General features: G+C 70.5%; 20 protein-coding genes. 9 read left to right on the top strand and 11 right to left on the bottom strand.

Annotated elements, in window-relative coordinates; translation table 11 throughout:
* Positions 1-295: 295 nt before the first annotated feature.
* The 3 genes from AB0878_RS45610 to AB0878_RS45600 form a co-directional block, all read right to left on the bottom strand.
* A complete protein-coding gene (locus AB0878_RS45610; protein ID WP_366588959.1) occupies positions 296-529 on the bottom strand; it encodes a hypothetical protein in 234 nt (77 codons plus the stop codon).
* 76 nt (positions 530-605) lie between these two features.
* Positions 606-1,685: an MFS transporter gene (locus tag AB0878_RS45605; protein WP_366588957.1), complete on the bottom strand. Its 1,080-nt coding sequence runs from the start codon at positions 1,683-1,685 to the stop codon at positions 606-608.
* Positions 1,649-1,951 carry a hypothetical protein gene (locus AB0878_RS45600; RefSeq protein ID WP_366588955.1) on the bottom strand — a complete coding sequence of 101 codons (303 nt, stop codon included), beginning with the start codon at positions 1,949-1,951 and terminating at the stop codon, positions 1,649-1,651. Before AB0878_RS45600 ends, AB0878_RS45605 begins: the two co-directional genes overlap by 37 nt.
* Before the next feature lie 141 nt (positions 1,952-2,092).
* On the opposite strand from AB0878_RS45600, the gene AB0878_RS45595 reads away from it, so the two are divergent.
* The gene (locus AB0878_RS45595; protein WP_366588953.1) at positions 2,093-2,797 is read left to right on the top strand and encodes a GntR family transcriptional regulator; all 705 of its coding nucleotides are present in this window, start codon (positions 2,093-2,095) and stop codon (positions 2,795-2,797) included.
* A gap of 106 nt (positions 2,798-2,903) precedes the next feature.
* Positions 2,904-4,145, top strand: a complete 1,242-nt coding sequence (locus AB0878_RS45590; RefSeq protein ID WP_366588950.1) for an alpha-hydroxy acid oxidase — start codon at positions 2,904-2,906, stop codon at positions 4,143-4,145.
* A gap of 628 nt (positions 4,146-4,773) precedes the next feature.
* Here the strand turns inward: AB0878_RS45590 and AB0878_RS45585 are convergent.
* Positions 4,774-6,015: a TetR/AcrR family transcriptional regulator gene (locus AB0878_RS45585; RefSeq protein ID WP_366588948.1), complete on the bottom strand. Its 1,242-nt coding sequence runs from the start codon at positions 6,013-6,015 to the stop codon at positions 4,774-4,776.
* A gap of 288 nt (positions 6,016-6,303) precedes the next feature.
* Here AB0878_RS45585 and AB0878_RS45580 point away from each other — a divergent pair, with 288 nt between their 5' ends.
* The 6 genes from AB0878_RS45580 (at position 6,304) to AB0878_RS45555 (ending at position 12,423) form a co-directional block, all read left to right on the top strand.
* Positions 6,304-7,617 carry a Rieske 2Fe-2S domain-containing protein gene (locus tag AB0878_RS45580; RefSeq protein WP_366588945.1) on the top strand — a complete coding sequence of 438 codons (1,314 nt, stop codon included), beginning with the start codon at positions 6,304-6,306 and terminating at the stop codon, positions 7,615-7,617.
* Entirely contained in the window at positions 7,610-7,888 is a 279-nt protein-coding gene (locus tag AB0878_RS45575; protein ID WP_366588943.1) for a hypothetical protein, read from the top strand. Before AB0878_RS45580 ends, AB0878_RS45575 begins: the two co-directional genes overlap by 8 nt.
* A gap of 177 nt (positions 7,889-8,065) precedes the next feature.
* Positions 8,066-9,397: an MFS transporter gene (locus AB0878_RS45570; protein ID WP_366588941.1), complete on the top strand. Its 1,332-nt coding sequence runs from the start codon at positions 8,066-8,068 to the stop codon at positions 9,395-9,397.
* Positions 9,398-9,533: 136 nt separating this feature from the next.
* On the top strand, positions 9,534-10,520 hold the full coding sequence (locus tag AB0878_RS45565) for a PDR/VanB family oxidoreductase (protein WP_366588938.1): 987 nt from the start codon (positions 9,534-9,536) through the stop codon (positions 10,518-10,520).
* A gap of 49 nt (positions 10,521-10,569) precedes the next feature.
* Positions 10,570-11,676 (top strand): NADH:flavin oxidoreductase/NADH oxidase, encoded by a 1,107-nt coding sequence (locus AB0878_RS45560; RefSeq protein WP_366588936.1) that lies wholly within the window; start codon positions 10,570-10,572, stop codon positions 11,674-11,676.
* A gap of 84 nt (positions 11,677-11,760) precedes the next feature.
* Entirely contained in the window at positions 11,761-12,423 is a 663-nt protein-coding gene (locus AB0878_RS45555; RefSeq protein WP_366588932.1) for a GPR1/FUN34/YaaH family transporter, read from the top strand.
* Between the two features lie 112 nt (positions 12,424-12,535).
* On the opposite strand, the gene AB0878_RS45550 is transcribed toward AB0878_RS45555, so the two are convergent.
* From AB0878_RS45550 to AB0878_RS45520, 7 genes are all read right to left on the bottom strand, one after another.
* A complete protein-coding gene (locus tag AB0878_RS45550) occupies positions 12,536-13,300 on the bottom strand; it encodes an alpha/beta fold hydrolase (RefSeq protein ID WP_366588930.1) in 765 nt (254 codons plus the stop codon).
* A 38-nt stretch (positions 13,301-13,338) separates the two neighbouring features.
* Complete coding sequence (locus AB0878_RS45545) at positions 13,339-14,688, bottom strand: MFS transporter (RefSeq protein ID WP_366588928.1); 1,350 nt, start codon at positions 14,686-14,688, stop codon at positions 13,339-13,341.
* Between the two features lie 96 nt (positions 14,689-14,784).
* Positions 14,785-15,945 (bottom strand): CapA family protein, encoded by a 1,161-nt coding sequence (locus AB0878_RS45540; RefSeq protein WP_366588925.1) that lies wholly within the window; start codon positions 15,943-15,945, stop codon positions 14,785-14,787.
* Between the two features lie 121 nt (positions 15,946-16,066).
* Positions 16,067-16,918, bottom strand: coding sequence for a MaoC family dehydratase N-terminal domain-containing protein (locus AB0878_RS45535; protein WP_366588922.1), 852 nt, complete (start codon positions 16,916-16,918; stop codon positions 16,067-16,069).
* On the bottom strand, positions 16,915-18,090 hold the full coding sequence (locus AB0878_RS45530) for a CaiB/BaiF CoA-transferase family protein (protein WP_366588918.1): 1,176 nt from the start codon (positions 18,088-18,090) through the stop codon (positions 16,915-16,917). Before AB0878_RS45530 ends, AB0878_RS45535 begins: the two co-directional genes overlap by 4 nt.
* Positions 18,091-19,476 carry a carboxylesterase family protein gene (locus tag AB0878_RS45525; RefSeq protein WP_366588916.1) on the bottom strand — a complete coding sequence of 462 codons (1,386 nt, stop codon included), beginning with the start codon at positions 19,474-19,476 and terminating at the stop codon, positions 18,091-18,093.
* Entirely contained in the window at positions 19,473-20,543 is a 1,071-nt protein-coding gene (locus tag AB0878_RS45520; RefSeq protein ID WP_366588913.1) for an LLM class flavin-dependent oxidoreductase, read from the bottom strand. Before AB0878_RS45520 ends, AB0878_RS45525 begins: the two co-directional genes overlap by 4 nt.
* Positions 20,544-20,683: 140 nt before the next feature.
* Between AB0878_RS45520 and AB0878_RS45515 the strand changes: the two genes are divergently transcribed.
* Entirely contained in the window at positions 20,684-22,129 is a 1,446-nt protein-coding gene (locus AB0878_RS45515; RefSeq protein ID WP_366588911.1) for an aldehyde dehydrogenase, read from the top strand.
* Positions 22,130-22,138: the final 9 nt, after the last annotated feature.

Raw genomic sequence — 22,138 nt, 5'->3', positions numbered from 1 at the left:
GAGTCCGTCCGCGTACCGCCGTGGTGCGCCGTGACACCGGCCGGCCGGGCGATGCCGGCCCGCAGCGGTGAGACCGCACCAGGGCCGCCCCGTCATCCCTACACAATGGACACTTGGACACCATAAAGTAGGAAGTCCAACTATATGGTGTGGCGTATCCCTCATCTGAATGGCCGGCTGTTTCCTGCCGATACCAGCGTCGGAAGAAGACTCAAAAGTGTTGCGGGCACACCGAAATCGGCCCCGGGACGAAGGACCCGGCGCCGGGCCGGTCAGGGACCGATACGCGGTTCGCTCAGCACCCTTCGGCAGCAACCTCCGCGACCTGGAGTGCCGCGGCGGGCGCGAGCGAGCCCGATTGCGGTGCGAACGCGGGTTTGACGACGGCGCGGTGACAGTGCTGGCACACCGGCACGGGATTCGGGGAGATCCGGCCCAGCACGGCGGTCAGCCCGGGCACGGCAATCTCGGTGCAGATCGCGCGCCCGTGCCCCATCGGCGCGCACAGGCACTGGCAGTCGGTTCTCATCGCCACTCCCTTCGGCTCTTCGGCAAGATGGCGGGTGCGGTCCGCGCGATGCGGAGCGCGGACCGTACCGCGAACTTCACGCCGACTCGGGTACCGGGACGATGTCGCCCACCTGCAGGTCGGCATTGCGCGTCTCCGCAATGGCCACGACGCACCCGAGGCTCACGACCGACAGCGCCGCCATCAGGACGCCGATCGAAATGCTGCCGAACGCGCCCGCCAGCGGTGCCGCGATGAGCGGCGGGATCGCGCCGCCCAGCACCCCACCGAGGTTGTAGGCGAGTCCGGCGCCGGAGTAACGGCACCGCGCGTCGAACGTCTCCGGAAGCAGCGAGCCCATCGGCCCGTAGGAGATGCCGAGCACGGCGAAGGTACCGGCGAGCCCGATCGCGAACGCCGAGGCCGACCCGCTGTCCACGATCGGGAACAGCACCACCGACCACACTGCCGCCGCGCCGAAACCGATGAGCATCACCGGACGGCGGCCCCACCGGTCGCACAGCACCGCGGACCCGACCGTCGTCGCCGCCATCGCGGCGCCGCCGACGATCCCGGCCACGAGCACGACCGTCCGCCCGTGGTGCAGCTGCGCGGTGCCGTAGCTGGTGAGGTACGCGGAAGCCATGTAGAAGAGCGTGAACACCCCGGTGATCGCGCCGCCGCCCAGAAGCACCTGCCGCCACTGCGTGCGCAGCAGCACCACCAGGGGCGCCCGCGGGACCCGCTGCCGGCTCACCACTTCCCGGAACACGGGCGTCTCGTCGACCCGCAGGCGGACGACGAGCCCCACGGCGATGAGCACGGCACTGAGCAGGAACGGGATGCGCCAGCCCCACGAGAGGAACTCCGGGCTGTCGTTCCCGAGCGTGACGCTGGTGAGCAGGAAGGTCACACTGCTGAAGATGAACGCGATCGGAGCACCGAGCTGGGCGAACATCCCGAAGAACCCGCGCCGTCCAGCAGGTGCGTGCTCCGCGGCGAGCAAGGCCGCTCCCGCCCACTCGCCGCCGACCGCGAAGCCCTGGATGAGCCGCAACGCGACCAGCGCCCAGGGAGCGGCCGAGTGCCACGTCTCGGCCCCGGGCAACGCACCGACCGCGAGCGTCGCCAGCCCCATCATCAGCAGCGTGACGACCAGGGTCCGCTTGCGGCCCATCCGATCTCCGAGGTGCCCGAACACGAGGGCCCCACCGGCCGGGCGACGAAGGCGACGCCGAAGGTGGCGAAGGAGGCGACCGCGCCCGCCGTCGCACCCAGCGCCGGGAAGAAGACCTTCGGGAACACCAGCGCGGCGGCCGTCCCGTACACGTAGAAGTCGTAGAACTCGATCGTCGTGCCGGCGAAGCTCGCCGCAGCCACGTTTCGCGTGCGCGTCGGCCGCCTGCTCGCGGCTGTCCGGCCGTCGTCCAGTGAGTCGGTCAACTCTGACCACCTTCTCGTCGGGGCCTCGTGGGCCTATCTCGGCAAAGATTGTTGCACAAAATCTCGCGAGTTGAGCTACAAATCTTTGCGGTAGTGTTGTTGATGTACGTCGGGGCAGGCTGCGAGGGAGGACGCGAGGTCGTGGCGAGGTCATCTGGAGCGTCGCGCGGAGGAGACGGCGCCACCGCACCGGAGCGCGTCGCGGCACTGATGCGCGACGAGCTGTTCGACGGTGCCTACCCGGTGGGGACCCGATTGCGAGAAGAACTGCTCGCCGACCGCTTCGACGTGGGCCGGCACACGGTGCGTGCCGCACTGCGCCTGCTCGCCGAACGTGGTCTCGTGGTCCACGAACGCAACCGCGGTGCGGTCGTTCCGGCGCTGACGCAGCAGCGGATCGACGAGATCTTCGACTTCCGGACCGTGCTCGAGGTGGGCGCCTTGCGCATGGCGCTGGCCAACGGAGCCGATCTCTCGCCGATGCGGCACGCCGTGGAGAAGCTCGAAGGCCTTGCCGCGCAGGCGGACCCTCCGTCGTGGCGCGAGCTGACCGAAGCCCACGGCGACATCCACGAGGCCATCGTGCGAGCCGCGAACAACTCGCATCTGCTGACCTCCTACGGTCGCTGCCAGGACGAAGTGCGGGTCCTGCTCACCGTGATCCGCCCCGAGTTCAACGCCTCGCGCCTGGCGCTGCTGCACCGGCAGCTCCTGGACAAGGTCATGGTCGGCGGAGACGTCGCGATCCAGGCGCTCGTGGACGACCTGGAGCTCGCGGGCCGCGCGGCACTGGTGTCCGCGCTGCGGCGCGCGGAGACCGACGCCGCCCGCATTTTCGGCATCTGAGCACGCAACCCGGCGGATTTGCCCGCCGCAGGCCTTGCGTTCGCCGAGATTGTGTCACAAACTTGCGGCCTATTGCGACACTGGAGTCCGGAGGTCTGTAATGGTCATGTCGGCGCCCGCGGTGCGAGCCGGACGAACGCCGAGGCGTCGTCCGCGGTGGTCGGAGCTGAAGCCGCTCCTCAACCCACGGCTCCCCCAGGGTGATCGCTTGCAACGGCGGCTGGACCGGGCGCACACCATCAGCGACCTGCGAGCCATGGCCCGCGCGCGGACACCGCGGTCGGTCTTCGACTACGTCGACGGCGCGGCGGAAGGCGAGCTCAGCCTCTCCGCCGCCCGCAGGACGTTCGAGGAAGTCCGGTTCCGGCCCCGAGTGCTGCGAGACGTCAGCTCGGTGGACACCACCCGGCGCATCCTCGGCGCGGCCGCCTCCCTGCCCTTGGTGCTGGCCCCGACCGGCTTCACGCGGATGATGCACCACCGGGGTGAGCTCGCCGTCGCGCGAGCCGCGGCGCGGGCCGGCGTGCCCTATTCGCTGTCCACCATGGGCACCAGCTCGATCGAGGACGTCGCGGCCGCGTCGGGGACGGGGCGGCGGTGGTTCCAGCTGTACCTGTGGCGTGATCGCGCCGCCGGCAAGGAGCTCATCGCCCGGGCCCGGGACAACGGCTACGACACGCTCGTGCTGACCGTCGACACCCCGGTGGCCGGAGCCCGGCTGCGCGACGTCCGCAACGGCATGACCATCCCGCCCAGCCTCAGCTTCCGCACGCTCGCCGACATGTCGCGGCACCCCGCGTGGTGGCTGAACCTGCTGACGACCGCGCCACTGGAATTCGCCTCGCTGAGCCACTGGGAAGGCACGGTCGGCGACCTCGTGAACCACATGTTCGACCCGGCCGCGGTGCTCGACGACCTCCACTGGCTGCGCGGGACCTGGGACGGATCCCTGGTGGTCAAGGGGATCCAGCACGTCGAAGACGCGAAGGCCGTCGTGGAGGCGGGCGCCGACGCCGTCGTCGTGTCGAACCACGGCGGGCGCCAGCTCGATCGCGCGCCGCTGCCCCTGCAACTGCTGCCCGGGATCGTCGCCGCCGTGGGGCGGCGCGCGGAGGTCCTGATCGACACCGGCGTCCTCAGCGGCGCGGACCTCGTCGCCGCCGTCGGCCTCGGGGCGACCGGGGTCATGGTCGGCCGCGCCTACCTCTACGGACTGATGGCCGGAGGAGAACGCGGCGTCGACCGCGCACTGGAGATCTTCGCGACCGAGACCCGGCGTACGTTGCAACTGCTGGGCGCCCGGTCACTGGACGAGCTGGAGCCCGATCAGGTCGTCCTCCCCCACTGACCGGGCGCGCGGGCTTCCGATCCCGCCCGGATCAGCTCGGTCCGAACGCGCCACGCCCAGGATCAAGGAGCCGTCGTAGGAGTGTGCCGTCAGGACGGTCGGACCGTCCTGGGCTTCGAGCGCGCGGCGCGCCGCGGCAATCCGCCGCGGGCGCCGCGGCCGAAGCCGCGCAGTCTGCTCAACCCTGCGGCGGTCATCGGGGTGCCGCCGATGCCGATCGGGGTCGCTGAGTCCTGGTCGAAGACAGAGCGTTGGGGCTGCAGGTGATTGCCCGTCGGCAAGGCGTTGCCGACTCCTCTCGGCCGCCACTGCGCGGGGGTTTGCCGTCGCGACCGGAATCGGCCCGGTTCGAGATCTACACCGCGGGAGGCGCGATCCGTGCCGCGGCGGCGTAAACGAACGCGCCGGCCTGAGCATCTCCAGGCAGTGACCGAAGTGGCAACACTCCGACCGGACCGCTTGGAGCACGCCCCGTCGACGGTGAGGTTCTCACCGCAGATGTGGCTGACGAGTTCGCTGCAGAACACTGCCCACAGCGGGCCGAACTCGCCCGGGTCGCCCCGGCGGTCCGCCGGCGACGGATGTACAGACTTTCGTTGAAGCTTCGTCCCGTATCCGTGTCGGTTCGTCAGCTCGAACCTTCGCGAAGACGCCGCACGAAGTCGATGCCGAGTTCCTCGATCTCGTCGATCACGTACGGGTGCCCTTCGGGATCCAGTGTGAAAGCCAGGTCCCACAGGGCACCCGTCACCTCGATGTGCAACGTGTGGCCGAACAGTTCCCCAGGACGGGGGGCGTAGTGGGACATCGCCTGGTGGTTGCGCTCGGCGAGGACGCGGCGATAGTGGGCATGGATTTCCTGCACCTTTTCGGAGGCGTGGCGATCGAACCAGAGCTCCCGCAGGCCCGGACGTCGCGCGAAGAAAGCTTGGTACGCAACCATCTTGCGCTTGTTGAAGGCGGCGAAGTCCTGTCCTTCGGAAGCGGCCTCCACCTCGTCGAGAACTGCCAGGAGGTCGTGCATGTAGGTGTCGGCGACCGCGGCCACCAGGGAATCGAGGTCTTCGAAGTAGCGATACATCGACCCGGGTGACGTCCCGGCCGCGCTGGCGATGGCGCGGACGTTCACGTCCGGGCCGTGCGGCCCCTGGGAATCGATGATCGCCGACGCGGCCGACAGGATCTGCGCCCTGTTCTTCCGCCCTCGCGCCTGTGGCGGAAGTGGCAGCTCCCAGGCATGGGGCGCCGACTCTCCCGCTGGTGCCGAGAGGCTTGCGCCGGGCTGGTCGTGGTCTTTCCGGCCTTCCCGGTCAGTCGGGGGAAATTCGAGACCCAATCGCCTGCAAAGGAAGCGCTCGGACACTTCGCGAATCTCCGCGACTACGCGCGGGTCCCCCTCGGGATCGGACTGGAAAGCCAGTTCCCAGAGGATTCCGGTGATTTCGATCCACGTTTGATAAGCCAGCGGATCGTGCGGCTCGGTCGAATACCCGTGCATTCCCGAGCGCAGGATCTCGGCCAGGCCGGCGCGGAAGTAGCGGTGGATTTCGACGACCTTCTCCGAGGCTTTCCGGTCGAACCAAAGCTCGCGCAGGCCGGGTCGCGCCGCGAAGAACTCTCGATAGATGGTGAAAATGGTGTCCAGCAGCGCACTCGGGGATTCGGTCGGGCGGGACACCCCGGCTTCGACAGCGGAGCTGAGTTCATTGCCGTATTGGGTGGCCACGGCGGCGACGATCGAGTCCACGTCGGGGAAGTAGTGGTAGATCGACGCCACGGGTACGTCGGCGGCCTCGGCGATTCCGCGGAGCGTCAGCGGCCGGCGCCCCGAGGAGGGCGCCGAATCGATCAAGAGTGCCGTGGCGCGCACGATCCGGGCATGCCGCGTCCGCCCTCGTTCCTGAGGCGGGAGGGCAACGTTCGCGGGGCTCGCCGGCGAGTTCTCAGGGGCTGTCGACACCGTCCTGACGCTACAGCCGCCGCCCCGGACGGTCGACCTGCCGGGGGCAGACCTGCCGAAAGACGTGCTTGACAGGCGTCGAGATCAAGTGCGTAAATACCGAAGCTGAACGATGTTCGAGTTCCTGCCCCGGGTCGGACCAGGGGTTCCGTTCGTGCGTTGCGTGTACGCGGCGCGCCTCAAAGTCGAGGAGAAGCGATGCTCAGCTCGAGTGACAACGAGCTACTCACCAAGGTCGGACCGGGCACCCCGATGGGGTCGATGATGCGCGAGTACTGGATGCCCGCGCTGGTGTCCACGGAGTTGCCCGCGCCCGACTGCGACCCGGTCCGCGTTCTCCTTCTGGGCGAACGCTTCATCGCGTTCCGCGACAGTTCGGGATCCGTGGGGATGCTTTCCGCGCAGTGCCCGCATCGCGGCGCTTCGTTGTTCTTCGGGCGCAACGAAGAGGGCGGCCTGAGGTGCGTCTACCACGGGTGGAAGTTCGACGTCTCGGGGCGGTGCCTCGACATGCCGAACGAGCCGGCCGAGAGCAATTTCAAGGACAAAGTCCGAGCCAGGTCCGTGCCGGTTGTCGAACGGGGCGGGCTCGTGTGGGCCTACCTCGGCTCACAGGCCGAGCCGCCGCCGCTGCCCGCATTGGAGTTCTTCGACGACGGACCGAGTGCGACGAAGGCGGTGAACGTCTTCCAGATCAACTGCAACTGGCTCCAGGCTCTCGAAGGCGACATCGACACGAGCCACTTCGGATTTCTGCACGTGGGGCACCTGGCCGACGATGCCGCGCCCGAGGGCACCTTCCTCCGCCACATGCTGGAGGACCGGGCCCCGAGGTACAAGGTGGTCGACACCGAATTCGGCTCGTCCTACGGTGCGTATCGACCTGCCGGAAACGATCAGGAGACCTACTGGCGCATCGCCCACTACCTGTTCCCGTTCTACACCATGATCCCCACCGGGCTTCTCGGCAGCTCGAAGACCGTGACCGCACGGGTGCCCCTCGACGACGAGCACACCATGGTCTACCTGGCCACCGCGGACGAGGTGCCCAGCGATCTCGCGATCGGCGCCGAGACGTACGAGAATCTCAAGCTCCTGCCGAACACCACCGACTGGCACGGCCGGTTCCGCTCCGCTCGTACGCTCGACAACGACTACGACATCGACCGTGACGCCCAGCGCAGTGGGCGCAGCTTCACCGGCCTCGACAGCGTGCCGCTCGAGGACCGGGCGATGACCGAGAGCATGGGAGGCGTCCTGGACCGCCGCCATGAACACCTCGGCAGCTCCGACGTGATGGTCATCCGCGTCCGGCGGAGGATCCTGCGAGCTCTGCGCACCTTCGTCGACAGCGGCGAACTTCCCCCCGGTGCCAACGAGCCCGACCTCTACCGGCAGCGCTCCGGCGGGGTCGTGCTGCCGACCGGCGCCGACTGGCTCACCGCGACGCAAGGACTCCGTGACGGCACCGAAAAGCCGACGACCGATCCCGCGCTGGCCGCCGGTGTCTGAGCCGAGCGAAGCCGCCGGCCGCACCTCTGGCGACGGCGCCCTCGAGCGCGCACTGTCCATTCCGTACATGATGGACGTGTCCACTCGCGAGTCCGAAAGCGGCGAGTGGGTCTGCCGCCTCGAATACCCGGAGCTGGCCGGGTGTGTCGCCGAGAGCAGGGACGCTCTCGACGCCCATGACCAGCTCGAAAGGCAGCGCGAGCAATGGCTGCGGCATCGGGTGGAGACCAACCGGGAAATTCCGATTCCGCGTCCGTCGCTGCGGTCCTGAACGGATCGACGACTCCCCGCGCGGAACTTCATTTAATTGTTTCGCTCTCGTAGCGAATCATCGGCATGCCGAAGCAAAGCCGCTTCCGGCGCCCGCGATCAGATCGAAACCCGGTACGAGAAATAGCTGCAGCCTGTTTTCACCCTCGAATCCCACCGCACCAACGGAGGTACGGTCATGATCGAAGCTTCGGCCGAGTCGAAAGATCCGACTTTGCCCCAGAGAAAGGTGAGCACCGCGCGGGTACTCGCGGCGGCGATGCTCGGCACGACGATAGAATGGTACGACTTCTTCATCTACGGCACGGCCGCCGCCCTGATCTTCTCCCAGGTCTTCTTCCCGAGCAGTGATCCGGCGACGGGCACGCTCACCGCGTTCGCCGCTTTCGGCGCGGGATTCGTCATGCGCCCGCTCGGCGCGGTGATCATCGGGCACCTCGGCGACAAGTACGGACGTCGCCCGATGCTCGTGGCGACGGTCCTGCTCATGGGAGGCGCCACCGTCGCGATCGGCATCCTGCCGTCCTACGCGGCGATCGGGATCTGGGCGCCTTCACTGCTCGTGCTGCTCCGGCTGCTCCAGGGCTTCGCCGCCGGCGGCGAGTGGGGCGGCGCCACGCTGATGGCCATCGAGCACGCACCGCGGCACCGTCGCACGTTCTACGGCGCCTTCACCCAGGCGGCCGTTCCCATCGCCTATCTCCTCTCGGCGGCGATGTTCTTCGTGCTCCAAGGTGCACTCGACCGCCAGGCGCTTCTCTCCTGGGGCTGGCGAATCCCGTTCTTGCTCAGCATCGTGGTGGTGGCCATCGCGATCGTCGTGCGCTCGGGCGTGCCCGAGAGCCCGGAGTTCGCGGCCAAGAGCAAGCGGCCGCAACGCCCGCCGCTGCTTCAGGTGCTGACCAGGTACCCCCGCTCGGTCGCGCTGACGATCGGCCTGACGATCGTGACGAGCACGGATTTCTACCTCGGCCAGGTGTTCCTGCTGTCCTACGCCACGACGAACGCCGGAGTACCGGCCTCGTCGATGCTGCTGGTGACGATCATGGGTTCGGCGGTCAACGCCGGAATGACTTTCGTGGCGGCGCGGGTGGCCGACCGGGTCGGCAACCGAGCGGTTTTCTACGTCGGACTCATCGGGTTGGCGCTGCTCGCCTTCCCGACCTACCTGATCGTCAACACCGGGTCCTTCGCGGCGATCCTCGCCGTGCGCATGCTCGGCAACGCCTTCAACGCCGCGGCGTACGCGCCGATCGCCTCGATCCTCGCCGCCACCTTCAGCGTCAAGGTGCGCTACACCGGGATTTCGCTGAGCTACCAGGTCGCAGCGGTCCTCGGTGGCGGATTCGCGCCGTTCATCGCGCAGGCTTTGCTGACCGCGACAGGATCCTGGATGGCCGTGGCCGGATACTCCGTCACCCTGTGCGTGATCAGCTTCGTGTCCATGAGCCTGCTCGGCAAGGCAGCGAAGGAGAATCGCGAGCAGGCCACGCTGCCCGCCGTGGCCTGAACCGACCGTCGCGAGATCCGGCGGGCGAGCGGTGCTCCCGCTCGCCCGCCCGGTCGACCGCCCTTGCGGCTCGAACCGCGACGTCGGCCCGCACCTCGCCGCGGACACCGGTAAATCGTCTTCTCTCCCTGAAAGGATGCTCGTGCCGCTCTCCTCGTCCAGCATCGAAACAGTTGCCGGTGGCACCGGCGTCTTCCCGAGCGAATTCAGCGTCGTTCGCCGCCGACGCGTGGCCGATGCGGTGATGACGCTCGATCTCGCACCACCGGCGGGAACGCCACTGCCGCAGTGGTCGGCGGGCGCGCACGTCGACGTGGACATTCCTCAAGCCGGACTGACTCGCCAGTACTCACTGTGCGGACCGCCCGGCGCCGATTTTCTGCGCATCGCCGTCCTGCGGGAGCCCGAGTCGCGAGGCGGGTCGTCCTGGTTGCACAGCCAGGTGGCCGAAGGTGCGACGCTTCGGATCAGTGGCCTGCGGAACCACTTCGCATTCGCCGGCAGCGGTCCGGTGGTGTTCGTCGCCGGCGGGATCGGGATCACGCCGATCCGGGCCATGATCGAGGAGGCGCGTTCCCGCGGCGTGCAATGGGAACTGCACTACGCGGGGCGCAGCGCCGAGAGCATGGCCTTCGTCGCCGAGCTCACCGCCCGCTACGGCGACCGCGTGACCCTCTATCCGTCGGGGACCCGGCGGCTCGACGTCCCAGGGCTGCTTCAGCGGCTGTCCCCGGGCACCTCCGTCTACGCCTGCGGTCCCTCCCGTCTGCTGGGCGCGATCGAGAATGCCGCACCGCCGCACGTTCCGGTGCGGACGGAACGGTTCGCCGCCGACGACATCGACACGTCTCAGGACGCGGCGTTCGAGGTCAGGTGCGCGAGGTCGGGCGTCCGGCGGACCGTTCCCGCCGGTGAAAGCATTCTGGTCGCTCTTCGCGACGCGGGTGTCCGGCAGGTTTCCCAGTGCGAGGAGGGCGTCTGCGGCTCCTGCGAGACCGCTGTCCTCGAGGGCGTCCCCGACCATCGCGACATGCTCCTGACCGACGAGGAACGCGCCGAGAACAACGTGATGATGATCTGTGTTTCCCGAGCGAAGACGGCACATCTGACACTGGATCTCTAGGCGGTTCCGGACCCCCGACCCGAACCCGAAGTCCACAAAGGAGTCGAGGTTGAACACGCTCTTCACCCCGTACCGGCTGCGGTCGCTGACGATCCCGAACCGGATCTGGATGTCGGCGATGTGCCAGTACAGCGCGGCGCCCGACGGCGAGCAAGTCGGTGTTCCGACGGATTGGCACTTCGCCCACCTCGCCGCGCGCGCCGCGGGTGGTACCGGATTGATCCTCACCGAGGGTACGGCGGTCAGCCCGGAGGGCCGGATCAGCCCGCACGACCTCGGTATCTGGAACCGCACGCAGGTCGACGGCTTTCGCCGTATCACAACGTTCCTGAAGTCCCAGGGCACGACCGCCGGAATCCAGCTGGCGCACGCGGGCCGGAAGGCCTGTGTGGAGCGCCCCTGGGTCGACGGCGGCCGCCGCCTCGCACCGGGCGAACCGCACGGCTGGACGCCGGTCGGTCCCAGTGCGATCCCGTTCAGCGATTCCTCGACCGTCCCGCAGGCGCTGACCCGGGCGCGGATCGGCGAGATCGTCCAGGAGTTCGCGGCGGCTGCGGAACGTGCCCTGGAAGCCGGGTTCGAGGTCGTGGAGATCCAGGGCGCGCACGGTTATCTGATCCACCAGTTCCTCTCGCCGTACAGCAACCACCGCACCGATGAATACGGTGGTTCGTTCGAGGGCCGGACGCGGTTCGCCCGGGAGGTCGTCGACGCCGTCCGGCGGGTGTGGCCGGAGGACCTGCCGGTGTTCTTCCGCATCTCCGCCACGGACTGGCTCACCGAAAACCCCGACGACGACCGCGAGGGCTGGACCGCCGACGACACCGTCCGCTTCGCCAAGGAGCTGCCGGCGCACGGCGTCGACCTGATGGACGTGTCCACCGGCGCCAACGTGCCCGATGCGAAGATCGTCCGGGGTCCTGGTTACCAGGTGCCGTTCGCCGAGCGCGTCCGCGCCGAGGCCGGGATGCCGGTCGCCGCCGTCGGATTGATCACCCAGCCCGCGCAGGCGCAGGAGATCATCACCTCGGGCAGGGCCGACGCGGTTCTGCTGGCCCGCGAGCTGCTGCGCGACCCGTACTGGGCGCGCCGAGCCGCGACCGAGCTCGGGGGCGAGGTCCGGACGCCGGTCCAATACAACCGCGCACGACCGTGACGCCCTTCCGGCGGTATCGGGCTCCATCTTTCTCGACGTCCCGATCTGATCCGCACCATATCCGCACCACGAAGGAGCACCGCGATGACCGTCATGTCCGAGCACGCACAAGGCCGCGTTGCGGGCGCCACCGGAAAATCCACGGACCCGGAAGCCCCAACGGCCAATCCGCTGGCGGGTAACCCGGGAGTCGTGGGCATCCCCACCGTCATCGCGGGCGCCGTCGGCCTCGGCCTCATCAACATCGGCGCGATGCCCGGCGGTGCCTCCGGCGCCACGCTCGCCATCCTCGGCACCTGCACGGTCATCGGGCTGTTGATCACCACCGTCTGGGCCGCGGCCCTCGGGCAGAACGCGTCCGCCAGCTTGTTCGCCGTGTTCTTCGGGTTCTACGCCAGCTACGCCGCCCTCACGCTGGGCCTGGCCCACGGTTGGTTCGGCACCTCCGTCGTTTCCGCCACCGACGCCCAGGTCACCTGGCTGTTGTCCTGGTTGATCACCATCGTCCTGCTCACGCTCGTCACCCTGCGCCTGCCGTCGAGCTTCACCCTCCTGCTCGGCCTGGTGGACCTCGCCCTAGCCCTGCTCCTCGCCGGCACCATGACCGGGGCCACCGGCCTCACCCGCGCCGGCGGCGCCGTCGTGTTCGCCTTCGTCGCCGTTTCCGTCTACCTCTACGCCGATCTCATGTCCACCGAAACCGGCGGCCGTGGACTTCCGCTCGGCCGGCCCCTGCTCACTCGCTGACACCCCCGCGTGGGCCGGTGAAGCGCCCGAGTGCTTGCGCGACCTTCCGCGCCGCGGCGCTCGTTCCCGGGCTCACGGGGCTTCCCCAGCACGATCCGGCGATGCCGGGCGGTCAGGCGCCGGCTTCCCCGGTACGGGCAGCCGGTTCGGCCAGCCGGTGGAGCACGTCCGCGAGTCGCTCGGGCTGAGACAGGAACGGCGAGTGGTCGGAGTCGATCGCGGCGATCTCTTGGCACGCGGCGGCGCGGTACATCGCGCGCTGGGCCGCGAGCGGGATCGCTTCGTCGCGCAGCGCTTCGACGTAGGCGCTGCGGACTGTGCCGTACGCGGTGGGCGTCAGCGACACCCGCTGGGCTCCGATTCCCAGGCTTTCCGCAACCAGCCGGCCCACCGCTTCGCGGGCGACGTCGGGCGCGCACGTGCCGAACAGGACCTCGGTGGCGTGCTCGGCCGGTAGCGTGTACACGCCGTTGGCGACGTCCCGGCGCTGGTGGCGCGCGGCCGACGACGACCGGAACTCCGGCAGTGCGGTGAGGTCGGCGAGGAGCTGGCCGTCGCCCGGTACGAACGCGCACAGGAAGACCAGTTGCGCGACCCGGTCGGGCACCTGCTCGGCGACCTGGGCGACGGTGAGCCCGCCCATGCTGTGCCCGACCAGCACCACCGGCCGCCCGGCCGCCTCGACGCGGGCCCGGACGGTCGCGACGCAGTCGTCCAGCGTCACGGTCTCGATCGGCCGGCGGCCGTCGCGGCCGGGCAGGTTCACCGCGTCCACGGTGTGCCCCGCCGCTTCGAGCAGCGGGATGATCTTCGCCCAGCACGAGGCCTGGTACCAAGCTCCGTGCACGAGCACGAAATGCGCTCCGGCGTGCTTCATGGTCCTCCTCGTCTGACGTCGAACTCGGGGGGTCTTCCTCAGTCCACCACCGCGGGCTCGGCCACGCCGGGCCGGAGTCCCCCGGCGTGGCCGAGCCGGGCGGCGACGCGGGCAGCGTCGCGAGCCGGACGGATGAAAACGATGGCCAGCACGCCCGATACCACCAGGAGCGCCGCCACGATCAGCCACGACGTCTGCAGGCCCGCGACTTCGCCCTGGGCCGAGGCGATCCGGCCGGTGAGCGCCGGGGCGATCACGCCGGCCAGCGAGTACACCGCGCTGTACGCGCCGAGGACGCCGGCTCGCTGGGCGATCGGCGTGATCTCGGCGCACACCGTCTGCGACACCGCGAAGATCACCAGCGACAGCACGCTCAGGCAGCTGAACACCAGCTTCCCCGCCGCGCCCGGAACAAGCACGAACGCCGCTTCCGAAACGCCCGAGACGAACAGGCACACGCCGGAAACCGTGCCGCGCACGTGCCGGGTCGGCACACCGCGGCGGAGCATCGCCTTCATGAGCGCGCCGAGTCCGATGAAGACCACGACGACCGCGAAACCCTGCTTCACCGCGACGAACGCGCTCGCCTGCCCCAACGACAAGCCCAGCGCGTCCTGCAGGTACAGCGGCGCGTAGGCCCCGTCCTGCACGGTGGCCCAGTTGGCCGCGAACCCGGCGAACACGGTCGCGAGGAACGTGCCGGACAGGAACACCTTGCGGTACGACGCCCACAGCGCCCGGCGTTCCGCGCGCGTTCTCGGGGCACTGCGCCGCGCGACCGGCCGGGCGAGCGGCCCCTCCTTGCCGACGAACGCCCACACGACGCACCACGCGACGGTGATCAGCGCGGTCACCAGGAACGCCGACCGCCAGCCGTGCGCGGAGACCAGGTAGGCGATGAGCGGCGTGCCGACCAGGATGCCGCCGGCCGCTCCGCCCGCGAGCATGGAGCTCGCCACCGGGCGATCCTGGTCGGGGACCCAGTTGTACGCCGCGTGGTTGGCCAACGGAAACGCCGGGCCCTCCGCCGCGCCCAGCACGATCCGGGAGATCAGCACGGTCCCGAGCCCGGCCGCCGTCAGCATCGAGAACTGCGCGAGGCTCCACACGATCGCCAGTGTCAAAAGGATCCATCGCACCCGCAGGCGGTTCGCCGCGAATCCGACGACCAGGGCCGAGACGAAGTACAGGAAGAAGAACCCGCTCGAGGCCAAGCCGTACTGGTCGAGGTTCAGGTGGAGATCGGCGAGCATCGGCTTGACGGCCACGCCCAGCACCGACTTGTCCACGAAGTTGATGATCATGAAGATGAGGAGCACGGTCACCACGATCCAGCCGCGCAGCCGCGAACGCGGCGCGGAACCTGATGGCAGCGGTGGTGTAATCATCGTTGATTCTCCCTTGTGGTGGCCGAAGATCACGTGACGCGAGCGCGTCGAAGTCGCCTGGCGCGAGGCGCGCCAGGCGGAGGTGGTGAAGCAGGATCAGCTCTCGGTGATGACGACCTCGTCGCCGTCCCAGTCGAACTTCGCGTTCAGGCCCGCTCCCTCGGTGGCCTTGCGCAGGTATCCCACGACGTCCTCGCCGCCTGCTTCGCGGGACACGGGCACGGGCACCCCGTGCGGGTCGATCAGGCACGGCACGAGGCCGAGCCGCGACACGGCACCGCCGCGGAGGTCGATGGTCGCCAGCATCGCCTTGCGGGACTCCGGCGGGAACGGGTAGTTCGGGTACGCCGGGTCGATGTGGTCCGCGGCGGACCCCGGCCGCTCACGCAGCCGGGAGCGCATCCGGGTGGTCAGCGGTTCACGGCGGAACGCGAAGTGCGCCTCCCACGGGAACGCGGTCACGAAGTTGCCGAGACAGTAGAAAATCGGCTTGCCCCGGTAGAACTCGACGCCCTTGAGCACGTGCGCGTGGTTGCCCAGCACCACGTCCGCGCCCGCCTCGATCGCGGCCCGCGCCACCGCGGGCTCGTAGTCGGCCAGCCGGATCTCGTTGCGCGCGGCCGCGAAATGCACCAGTCCCATGTGGATCCCGACCATCACCACGTCGCATTTCCCGCGCAGCGCACGGATCTCCTCGCGCATCGCCTCGAGGCTCCACGGTTCGGGCCACGTGTAGATCTGGGGCGGGCCGGCGGTGATCCGGCCCGGTTCGTAGTGCGTGATCACGTCGACGTAGGCGACGCCGGGCTTGGTCGGGGTGGCGGCGTTGGCCTCGACCCCGATGCAGTCGTAGGACAGCAGCCCGACGGTCGTGCCGTTCAGCTCGAGGATCGCGGGTTCGACCGCCTCGTCGATGTTGTGACCCGCGCCGGTGTGCGCGATGCCGTGCTCGTCCAGCCAGGCGAGGGTGTCGGTGACCCCGGGCGGGCCGTAGGTGTAGGCGGGGTTGCCGGCCAGGGTGACCGCGGTGACGTTGCCGGTGAGCAGGCCGCGCAGCTTGTCGGGGTGCGGCGCGGGCAAGCGGTTGTCCCACGCGGGCTGCGGGTCGGTGGTGTGCAGGAACTCCAGGTGCCCGATGACGGCGTCCGCGGCACGCAGGTAAGGGGCCGTGGGCTCGAAATAGGGCTCCGGGTCATCCTCCATGCAGAGCATGAGCTCGCCCGTGGCGATGACGCGGATCGGATCGGGAACCGACATGCGGAGCCTCCTCGCTGCGCGGATGGGCTGAGTATCAAGGCCGGCCGGGGCGGCGTCGACCAGGGTTTTCCGCCGCGTGGAAACCAGGCCGAAGGCGGGCGGCCCGGGCCACGCACGGAGATCAGGCGGACGCGAGCGGTCGCCAGATGCCCGTCGCGGTGGTGCGGCCGGAGTCGTCACGCGCCCGGGTCACGAGCGCGCCGTCCTCCCCCGCGACGGCCGAGACGACCAGGCCCTGGTGGTCGATCAAGGGCGAGACGAGGCGGTAGTCGAACTCCACCGCCGTCACCTCGGGCCGGCGTGCGCGCGCGGCCTCCGCCATGAGCAACGCCTGCAGTGGACCGTGCACGACCAGCCCGGCGTAACCCTCGACGTCGCGGGCGTAGTCGCGGTCGTAGTGGATGCGGTGGCCGTTGTAGGTGAGCGCCGAGTAGCGGAACAACAGCACCGGATCGACCACGATCCGGCGCTCCTCGCCCTCCGGCGGCACGACCTCGGCGGACTCGGGTGCGCCGGGCCCGGCCGCGGTCGCCGCGCGGTAGACGAGGTCCTGTTCCTCGTCGACGACCACGCGGCCGCCCTGGCTGATCTCGTGCGCGACGGTGACGAAGGTCAGCGGACCGGTGCTGCCCTGCTTGTCCACAGACCGGCGCACGAAAGTCCGGCGCGTCGCCTCCTCGCCGACGAGCAGCCGGTCGAGCCGGCGCACCCGCCCGCCGGCCCACATCCGGCGGCGGCCTGGTCCCGGCGGACGGGGCACGCCGGTGACCGGGTGGCCGTCGGGGCCCTGCGCGGAGCGCGGCGGGCGGTCCAGGAGGTACACCCAGTGCCACAGCGGTGGCAGTCCTGAGCCGGGCGCGGGCTCGGGAACCTCGATCAGGCCGGCCAGCGCGTGGGCTGGCCCGCCGGTGAGGACCTCGGTCCGCACCACGTGCTCGGCCGTTTCCCGTCCGGCGACGGTTTGCTCGTTCACCACGTCTCCTCCTGTCCGGCCCGCGCGCCCAGGAACTCGGCCCGCACGGCGTCGGTGTGCGCGCCCAATGCCGGCACCGGCCCCATCGCCGGCTCCCGGCCGGCCACGGTGACGGGCGGCAGCAGCGCGCGGATCGGCCCGTTCGGGGTGTCCACTTCGCGCCAGCGGCCGCGGGCCTCGTGCTGCGGGTGCTCGGCGAACTCGGCCGGTGTGCGCAGCCGCGCGTTGGCGATGCCGACCTCGTCCAGCAGCGCCACGAGCTCGTCCGCGGTCAGCTTCCCGAACGCGGCTTCGACGATCGGGGTCAGCTCGTCGTTGTGCGCCACCCGGTCGGGGTTGTGCGCGAACCGCGGGTCGCCGGTCAGGTCGGGACGGTTGAGCACGCGCTCGCACAGCACGGCCCACTCCCGGTCGTTCTGCAGGCCGAGGAACACCGTGCCGCCGTCGCCCGCCGGGTAGGGGCCGTAGGGCGCGATCGACGCGTGCCGCGCGCCGGTGCGCTCGGCCGCGCGCTGCCCGTACACCGAGTAGTAGTACGGCTGCGCGACCCACTCGCCGAGGGCGTCCAGCATCGCGATGTCCAGCGCGCTGCCTTCCCCGGTCCGCTCACGCTCGTACAGCGCGGTCAGCACCCCGCTGTAGGCGTACATGCCGGTGGCGACGTCGGCGATCGAGACGCCGACCTTCACCGGCGTGTCCGGCGTGCCCGTCACCGAGACCAGGCCGGTTTCGCACTGCACCAGCAGGTCGTAGGCCTTCTTCCGGCGGTACGGCCCGGCCGTGCCGTACCCGGAGATGGCGCAGGTGATCAGGCGCGGGTGGCGGGCGCGCACCGTCTCGGCGTCGAGGCCGAGACGGTCCACGGCACCGGGCGCGAGGTTGTGCAGGAACACGTCCGCCTTCGCGATCACGGCGTCCAGCAGCGCGCGATCGGCGGGTGCCTTGATGTCGAGCTCCACGCTCTCCTTGCCGCGGTTGAGCCAGACGAAGTAGCTGGCCTGGCCGTGCACGGTGCGGTCGTAGTCACGGGCGAAGTCGCCGGCGCCGGGCCGTTCCACTTTGATCACCCGGGCGCCGAGGTCGGCGAGCTGGCGCGTGGCGAACGGCGCGGCCACCGCCTGTTCCAGAGAGACCACGGTGACACCGGACAGCGGCAGGTTCTTCAGGTCCATTCAGGACACCTTTCGCACGACAGGGGCACCGGGCGCCCACTGTGGCCAGTCGAGCACGCCTCGGTGCAGGAATGAGCGGTAGTCGCGGCGCAAGCGGGCGGAGACCTGCTCGACCCCGTCGTCACCGTCGAACAGCCGGGCCGGCTCGGGACTCCGGTGGGTACCGAACAGCACCGGCACGTCGAGCGTGTGGGTGGCGCCGAGCCAGCCATCCCACAGCGTCGCCGGCCGGCAGTATTGCGTGCGCCACACGGGCCCGGGCGCGGTGGCGGCCCACTCGTCGGCCGGTTCGTCGAACAGGGCCACGGTGGCCGCGGCGGCCACGGCCCAGCGTGAGCCGAGTGCTCGCTCGGGCGGCAGCGCCCGGGCCGCGGCCTCGTACCGGGCTGCGGCGTCGCCGGGGAGCAGCGCCTCGGCCAGGGTGCGCGCCTCGGCATCGGAGAGCTCGCGCGGGGAACGCTCGTCGAGCAGGAAGAACGTGCCCTCGTCACCGGTGGTGCCGAGCAGCGTCGGCAGCGCGCCGGGAGCGGGCAGGCCGCGCGCCAGTTCGCCCGCCGCGACCGGGCCGAACCGGTGCGCGGGGGCGATCGCGGCCGCGGCGGTGATCAGCGCGTCGTTGCCGGCCTCGGCCAGCGCGCGCACCGGCACGCCCAGCCAGGCCGCCAGGCGCTCGACCCCGTCGGCGGCCGCGTCCGGCTCGGCCAGGCGGGGCAGGCCGCTGTGCAGGGCCAGTGCGGAGATCCGCTCCCCCGCGCCGGGCAGCGCGGACTGGATCGCGGCGCTCATCGCGCCAGCGGAGTCACCGGCCAGCGTGACCCGGCCGGGGTCACCGCCGAACGCGCTGATGTTGCGGCCCACCCACTCCAGCGCGGCCCGCTGGTCGAGCAGGCCGAGGTTCGCGTGGTCTCCGGTCAGGTCGGGATGCCACGCGAAACCGAGCGGGCCGAGCCGGTAGTTGACCGTGACGACGACCGCGTCGACGTCCTTGGCCAGCACCGCGCCGCGCAGGGCGGGCACGTCGCCCGAGCCGTTGGTGAAGCCGCCGCCGTGGAGCCACACCAGCACGGGCAACGCGCCCGGGCGAGCGCCCTCCGGTGCCCACACGTTCAGCACCAGGCAGTCGGCCCCGGACGGCACCGACCGCCCCAGGATCAGGCGGGCACGGAGACTCCCGGGCTGTGGAGCCGCCGCGCCGAACTGCACGGCCGGCCGCACACCCCGCCAGCGCCGCGCCGGCCCGGGCGGGCGGAACCGCGCCGCCCCGCTCGGCGGCGCGGCATACGGCACACCGAGAAACGCGGCGACCCCGTCCTCGGCCGTGCCTTCGAGCTCGCCCGACTCGACGTGTACGCGGCGCGCCGAGCCCGATGGGGAGCCCGCTGTCATTCGACCCGGAGGCCGAGGCGGCGGGCCGCCCTGTCCGCGGCCTCCCGGGCGGCCGGGGCGACGTGCCCCGTGATCGTGCGGGCGGTCGCGACGGCGGCGTCGAGACCGATGTCGCCGAAGATGATCTTCAGCTCGAGGTAGTTCACCGCGGACGCCTCGACCTGCGCCACGATCTCGTCGCGCACCGAGTCGGCGGTGCCGATGATGCCGTTGCCCTTGGCCAGCACGCGCTCCGTGCCGAACACGCCGTCGAGCCGGTGGTCGTCGTGTTCGTGCCACAGGTGCAGGAGGCGCTCCTCGTGCAGCTCGTTGGCGCGGCCGAAGACGTCTTCCGCCTCGGCCCGGCTGCCGGCGACGACGACGGGGCCGGAGATGCCGAAGCGGGGCTGCCCGGTGATCGGGTTGAGGCGGCCTTCGTCGTGCCGGTGCTTCTCCCACGCGGTCCAGAAGGTGGTACCCACCTCGGCGACCGCGCCGTCCTCCCACCGGGTCACGAAGTTGATGCCGTTGGCGGCGGCCCACTCGGCGGTGACCGCGCTGCCGGAGGCGTACCACAGCTGCGGGTACGGGCTCTGGACCGGCAACACCGACAGCGCCGCGTCGTAGTCGCGCAGCAGCGTGCCCTGGTGCGTCATCCGGCCGGTGCGCAGTGCGTTCGTGACGGCGGTCAGCGTCTCCTGGTAGATCTCGCGTGCCTGGTCACCCCGCACGCCCAGGATGCCGAGTTCCAGCGGGCTGATGCCGGAACCGACGCCGAAGTCCAGCCGGCCGTGGGTGAGCTGGTCCAGCGTCGCGATCTCCTCCGCCAGGCGGAACGGCTCGTAGGCGGGCAGCACGTTCACCAGCGTGCCGAGCCGCATCGTGCTCGTGAGCCGGCTCAGCGCCGCGACGAACAGGTTGGGCGACGGGCAGACGGACAACGGTGTGCCGTGGTGCTCGGTCACGTGGTAGTGGGCGAAGCCGAGCCGCTCGACCTCTTGAGCGAACCGCAGGCGATCGTCGAGCAGCTCGCCCACGCCGCCCCGGGCGAGGTCGAACGAATCGAAGATCCCGAATTCCAAAGCCATGCGACGACCTTTCCGCTTCTTCGCGTGCCGGTGGATGTCGGATCACTCTGGAGCACGGGAGGCGACCGGGTCGAGAGGATCTTTCCATCGCGCGGAAGCGGTGCGTGGACAGCGGAAACCGGTGTCCCTTCACTGGCTCCATGACGATGGACTACTCCTCGCTGTTCCTCGACGGGGCCTGGCTGGCTCCGCGTTCGGCCGAGCGCATCACGGTCCGCTCGGCCTCGACCGAAGAGGTTCTCGGGTCCGTGCCCGACGCGGGCGAGGCCGATGCCGACCGGGCGGTGTTCGCGGCCCGGCGGGCGTTCGACGACCCGCTCGGCTGGTCCCGCTGGACCGGCCGGCAGCGGGCCGAAGTGCTCGAGAAGCTGGCGGACGCCTTGGAAACGCGCCGGGACGAAATGGCGCGGCGCGTCAGCTCGCAGAACGGCATGCCCATCACGATGGCGGCGGCCGGAGAGGCGGACCTGCCGGTGTGGCTGCTGCGGCACTTCGCCGGCGTCGCCGCCGTCACGAACGTCGAGCACGCCCAGCCGAGCATGCGCGGCGGCACGACCTGGGTGCTCCGCGAAGCGCTCGGTGTGGTCGCCGCGATCACGCCCTGGAACGCGCCGCAGTCACTGGCGTCGTTCAAGTACGCGCCCGCGCTGGCGGCGGGCTGCACCGTGGTGATCAAGCCTTCGCCGGAAACCGTGCTGGACGCGAACCTCCTCGCCGAAGCGGCGGCCGACGCCGGACTACCGCCGGGGGTGCTGAACGTGCTCCCGGCCGGCCGTGACACAAGCCGGTACCTGGTCGCGCACCCCGAGGTGGACAAGATCGCGTTCACCGGGTCGACCGCGACCGGGCGCGCGATCGCCGAGGTCTGCGGGCGGCTGCTGCGCCCGGCCACGCTGGAGCTGGGCGGCAAGTCCGCCGCGGTGTTCCTCGACGACGTCGACCTCACCGCGCCCGGCCTGAACGTACGGCTCGCGTCCGCGCTGCTCGGCCACACCGGCCAGACGTGCTACCTCGGCACCCGCGTCCTCGTGCCGCGCGGCCGCCACGACGAGATCACCGAATACCTCGCCGCTTTCGTGTCATCGCTCGAGATCGGTGACCCGCTGGACCCCGCGACGCAGCTGGGTCCGCTCGTGACCGCGGCACACCGCGACCGCGTCGAGGGGTTCATCGAGCGCGGACGAGCCGACGGAGGCACCCTCGTGACCGGCGGCGGCCGACCGGCCGGGCAGCCCACCGGCTGGTACCTGGAGCCGACCGTGTTCACCGGGCTGGACCGCGACAGCGTGGTGGCCCGCGAGGAGATCTTCGGTCCCGTGCTGACCGTGCTGCCCTACGCGGACGACGACGATGCCGTCCGGATCGCGAACGACAGCCCGTATGGCCTCGGCGGCAGCGTGTGGACCGCCGATCCCGAACGCGGCCACGGCGTGGCCCGGCGCGTGCGAACCGGGACGATCGGGATCAACGGGTACCGCGTCGACCCGGGTGCGCCCTTCGGCGGGATGAAGGACAGCGGCCTGGGCCGCGAGCTGGGCCCGGCGGCCCTGGCCGGCTTCCAGGAGGTCAAGGCCGTCTACGGGTGAGCCGGCGGG

The sequence above is a fragment of the Amycolatopsis sp. NPDC047767 genome, assembly GCF_040704195.1.
Classification (GTDB): domain Bacteria; phylum Actinomycetota; class Actinomycetes; order Mycobacteriales; family Pseudonocardiaceae; genus Amycolatopsis.
This window is presented reverse-complemented; position numbering and strand designations above follow the sequence as displayed.

Excerpts from the sequence above, each read along its gene's own strand:
- AB0878_RS45610 (WP_366588959.1), bottom strand. The coding sequence starts at position 529 with ATGAGAACCGACTGCCAGTGCCTGTGCGCGCCGATGGGGCACGGGCGC.
- AB0878_RS45605 (WP_366588957.1), bottom strand. The coding sequence starts at position 1,685 with ATGGGCCGCAAGCGGACCCTGGTCGTCACGCTGCTGATGATGGGGCTG.
- AB0878_RS45590 (WP_366588950.1), top strand. The coding sequence starts at position 2,904 with ATGTCGGCGCCCGCGGTGCGAGCCGGACGAACGCCGAGGCGTCGTCCG.
- AB0878_RS45580 (WP_366588945.1), top strand. The coding sequence starts at position 6,304 with ATGCTCAGCTCGAGTGACAACGAGCTACTCACCAAGGTCGGACCGGGC.
- AB0878_RS45570 (WP_366588941.1), top strand. The coding sequence starts at position 8,066 with ATGATCGAAGCTTCGGCCGAGTCGAAAGATCCGACTTTGCCCCAGAGA.
- AB0878_RS45565 (WP_366588938.1), top strand. The coding sequence starts at position 9,534 with ATGCTCGTGCCGCTCTCCTCGTCCAGCATCGAAACAGTTGCCGGTGGC.
- AB0878_RS45555 (WP_366588932.1), top strand. The coding sequence starts at position 11,761 with ATGACCGTCATGTCCGAGCACGCACAAGGCCGCGTTGCGGGCGCCACC.
- AB0878_RS45550 (WP_366588930.1), bottom strand. The coding sequence starts at position 13,300 with ATGAAGCACGCCGGAGCGCATTTCGTGCTCGTGCACGGAGCTTGGTAC.
- AB0878_RS45545 (WP_366588928.1), bottom strand. The coding sequence starts at position 14,688 with ATGATTACACCACCGCTGCCATCAGGTTCCGCGCCGCGTTCGCGGCTG.
- AB0878_RS45540 (WP_366588925.1), bottom strand. The coding sequence starts at position 15,945 with ATGTCGGTTCCCGATCCGATCCGCGTCATCGCCACGGGCGAGCTCATG.
- AB0878_RS45530 (WP_366588918.1), bottom strand. The coding sequence starts at position 18,090 with ATGGACCTGAAGAACCTGCCGCTGTCCGGTGTCACCGTGGTCTCTCTG.
- AB0878_RS45525 (WP_366588916.1), bottom strand. The coding sequence starts at position 19,476 with ATGACAGCGGGCTCCCCATCGGGCTCGGCGCGCCGCGTACACGTCGAG.
- AB0878_RS45520 (WP_366588913.1), bottom strand. The coding sequence starts at position 20,543 with ATGGCTTTGGAATTCGGGATCTTCGATTCGTTCGACCTCGCCCGGGGC.
- AB0878_RS45515 (WP_366588911.1), top strand. The coding sequence starts at position 20,684 with ATGACGATGGACTACTCCTCGCTGTTCCTCGACGGGGCCTGGCTGGCT.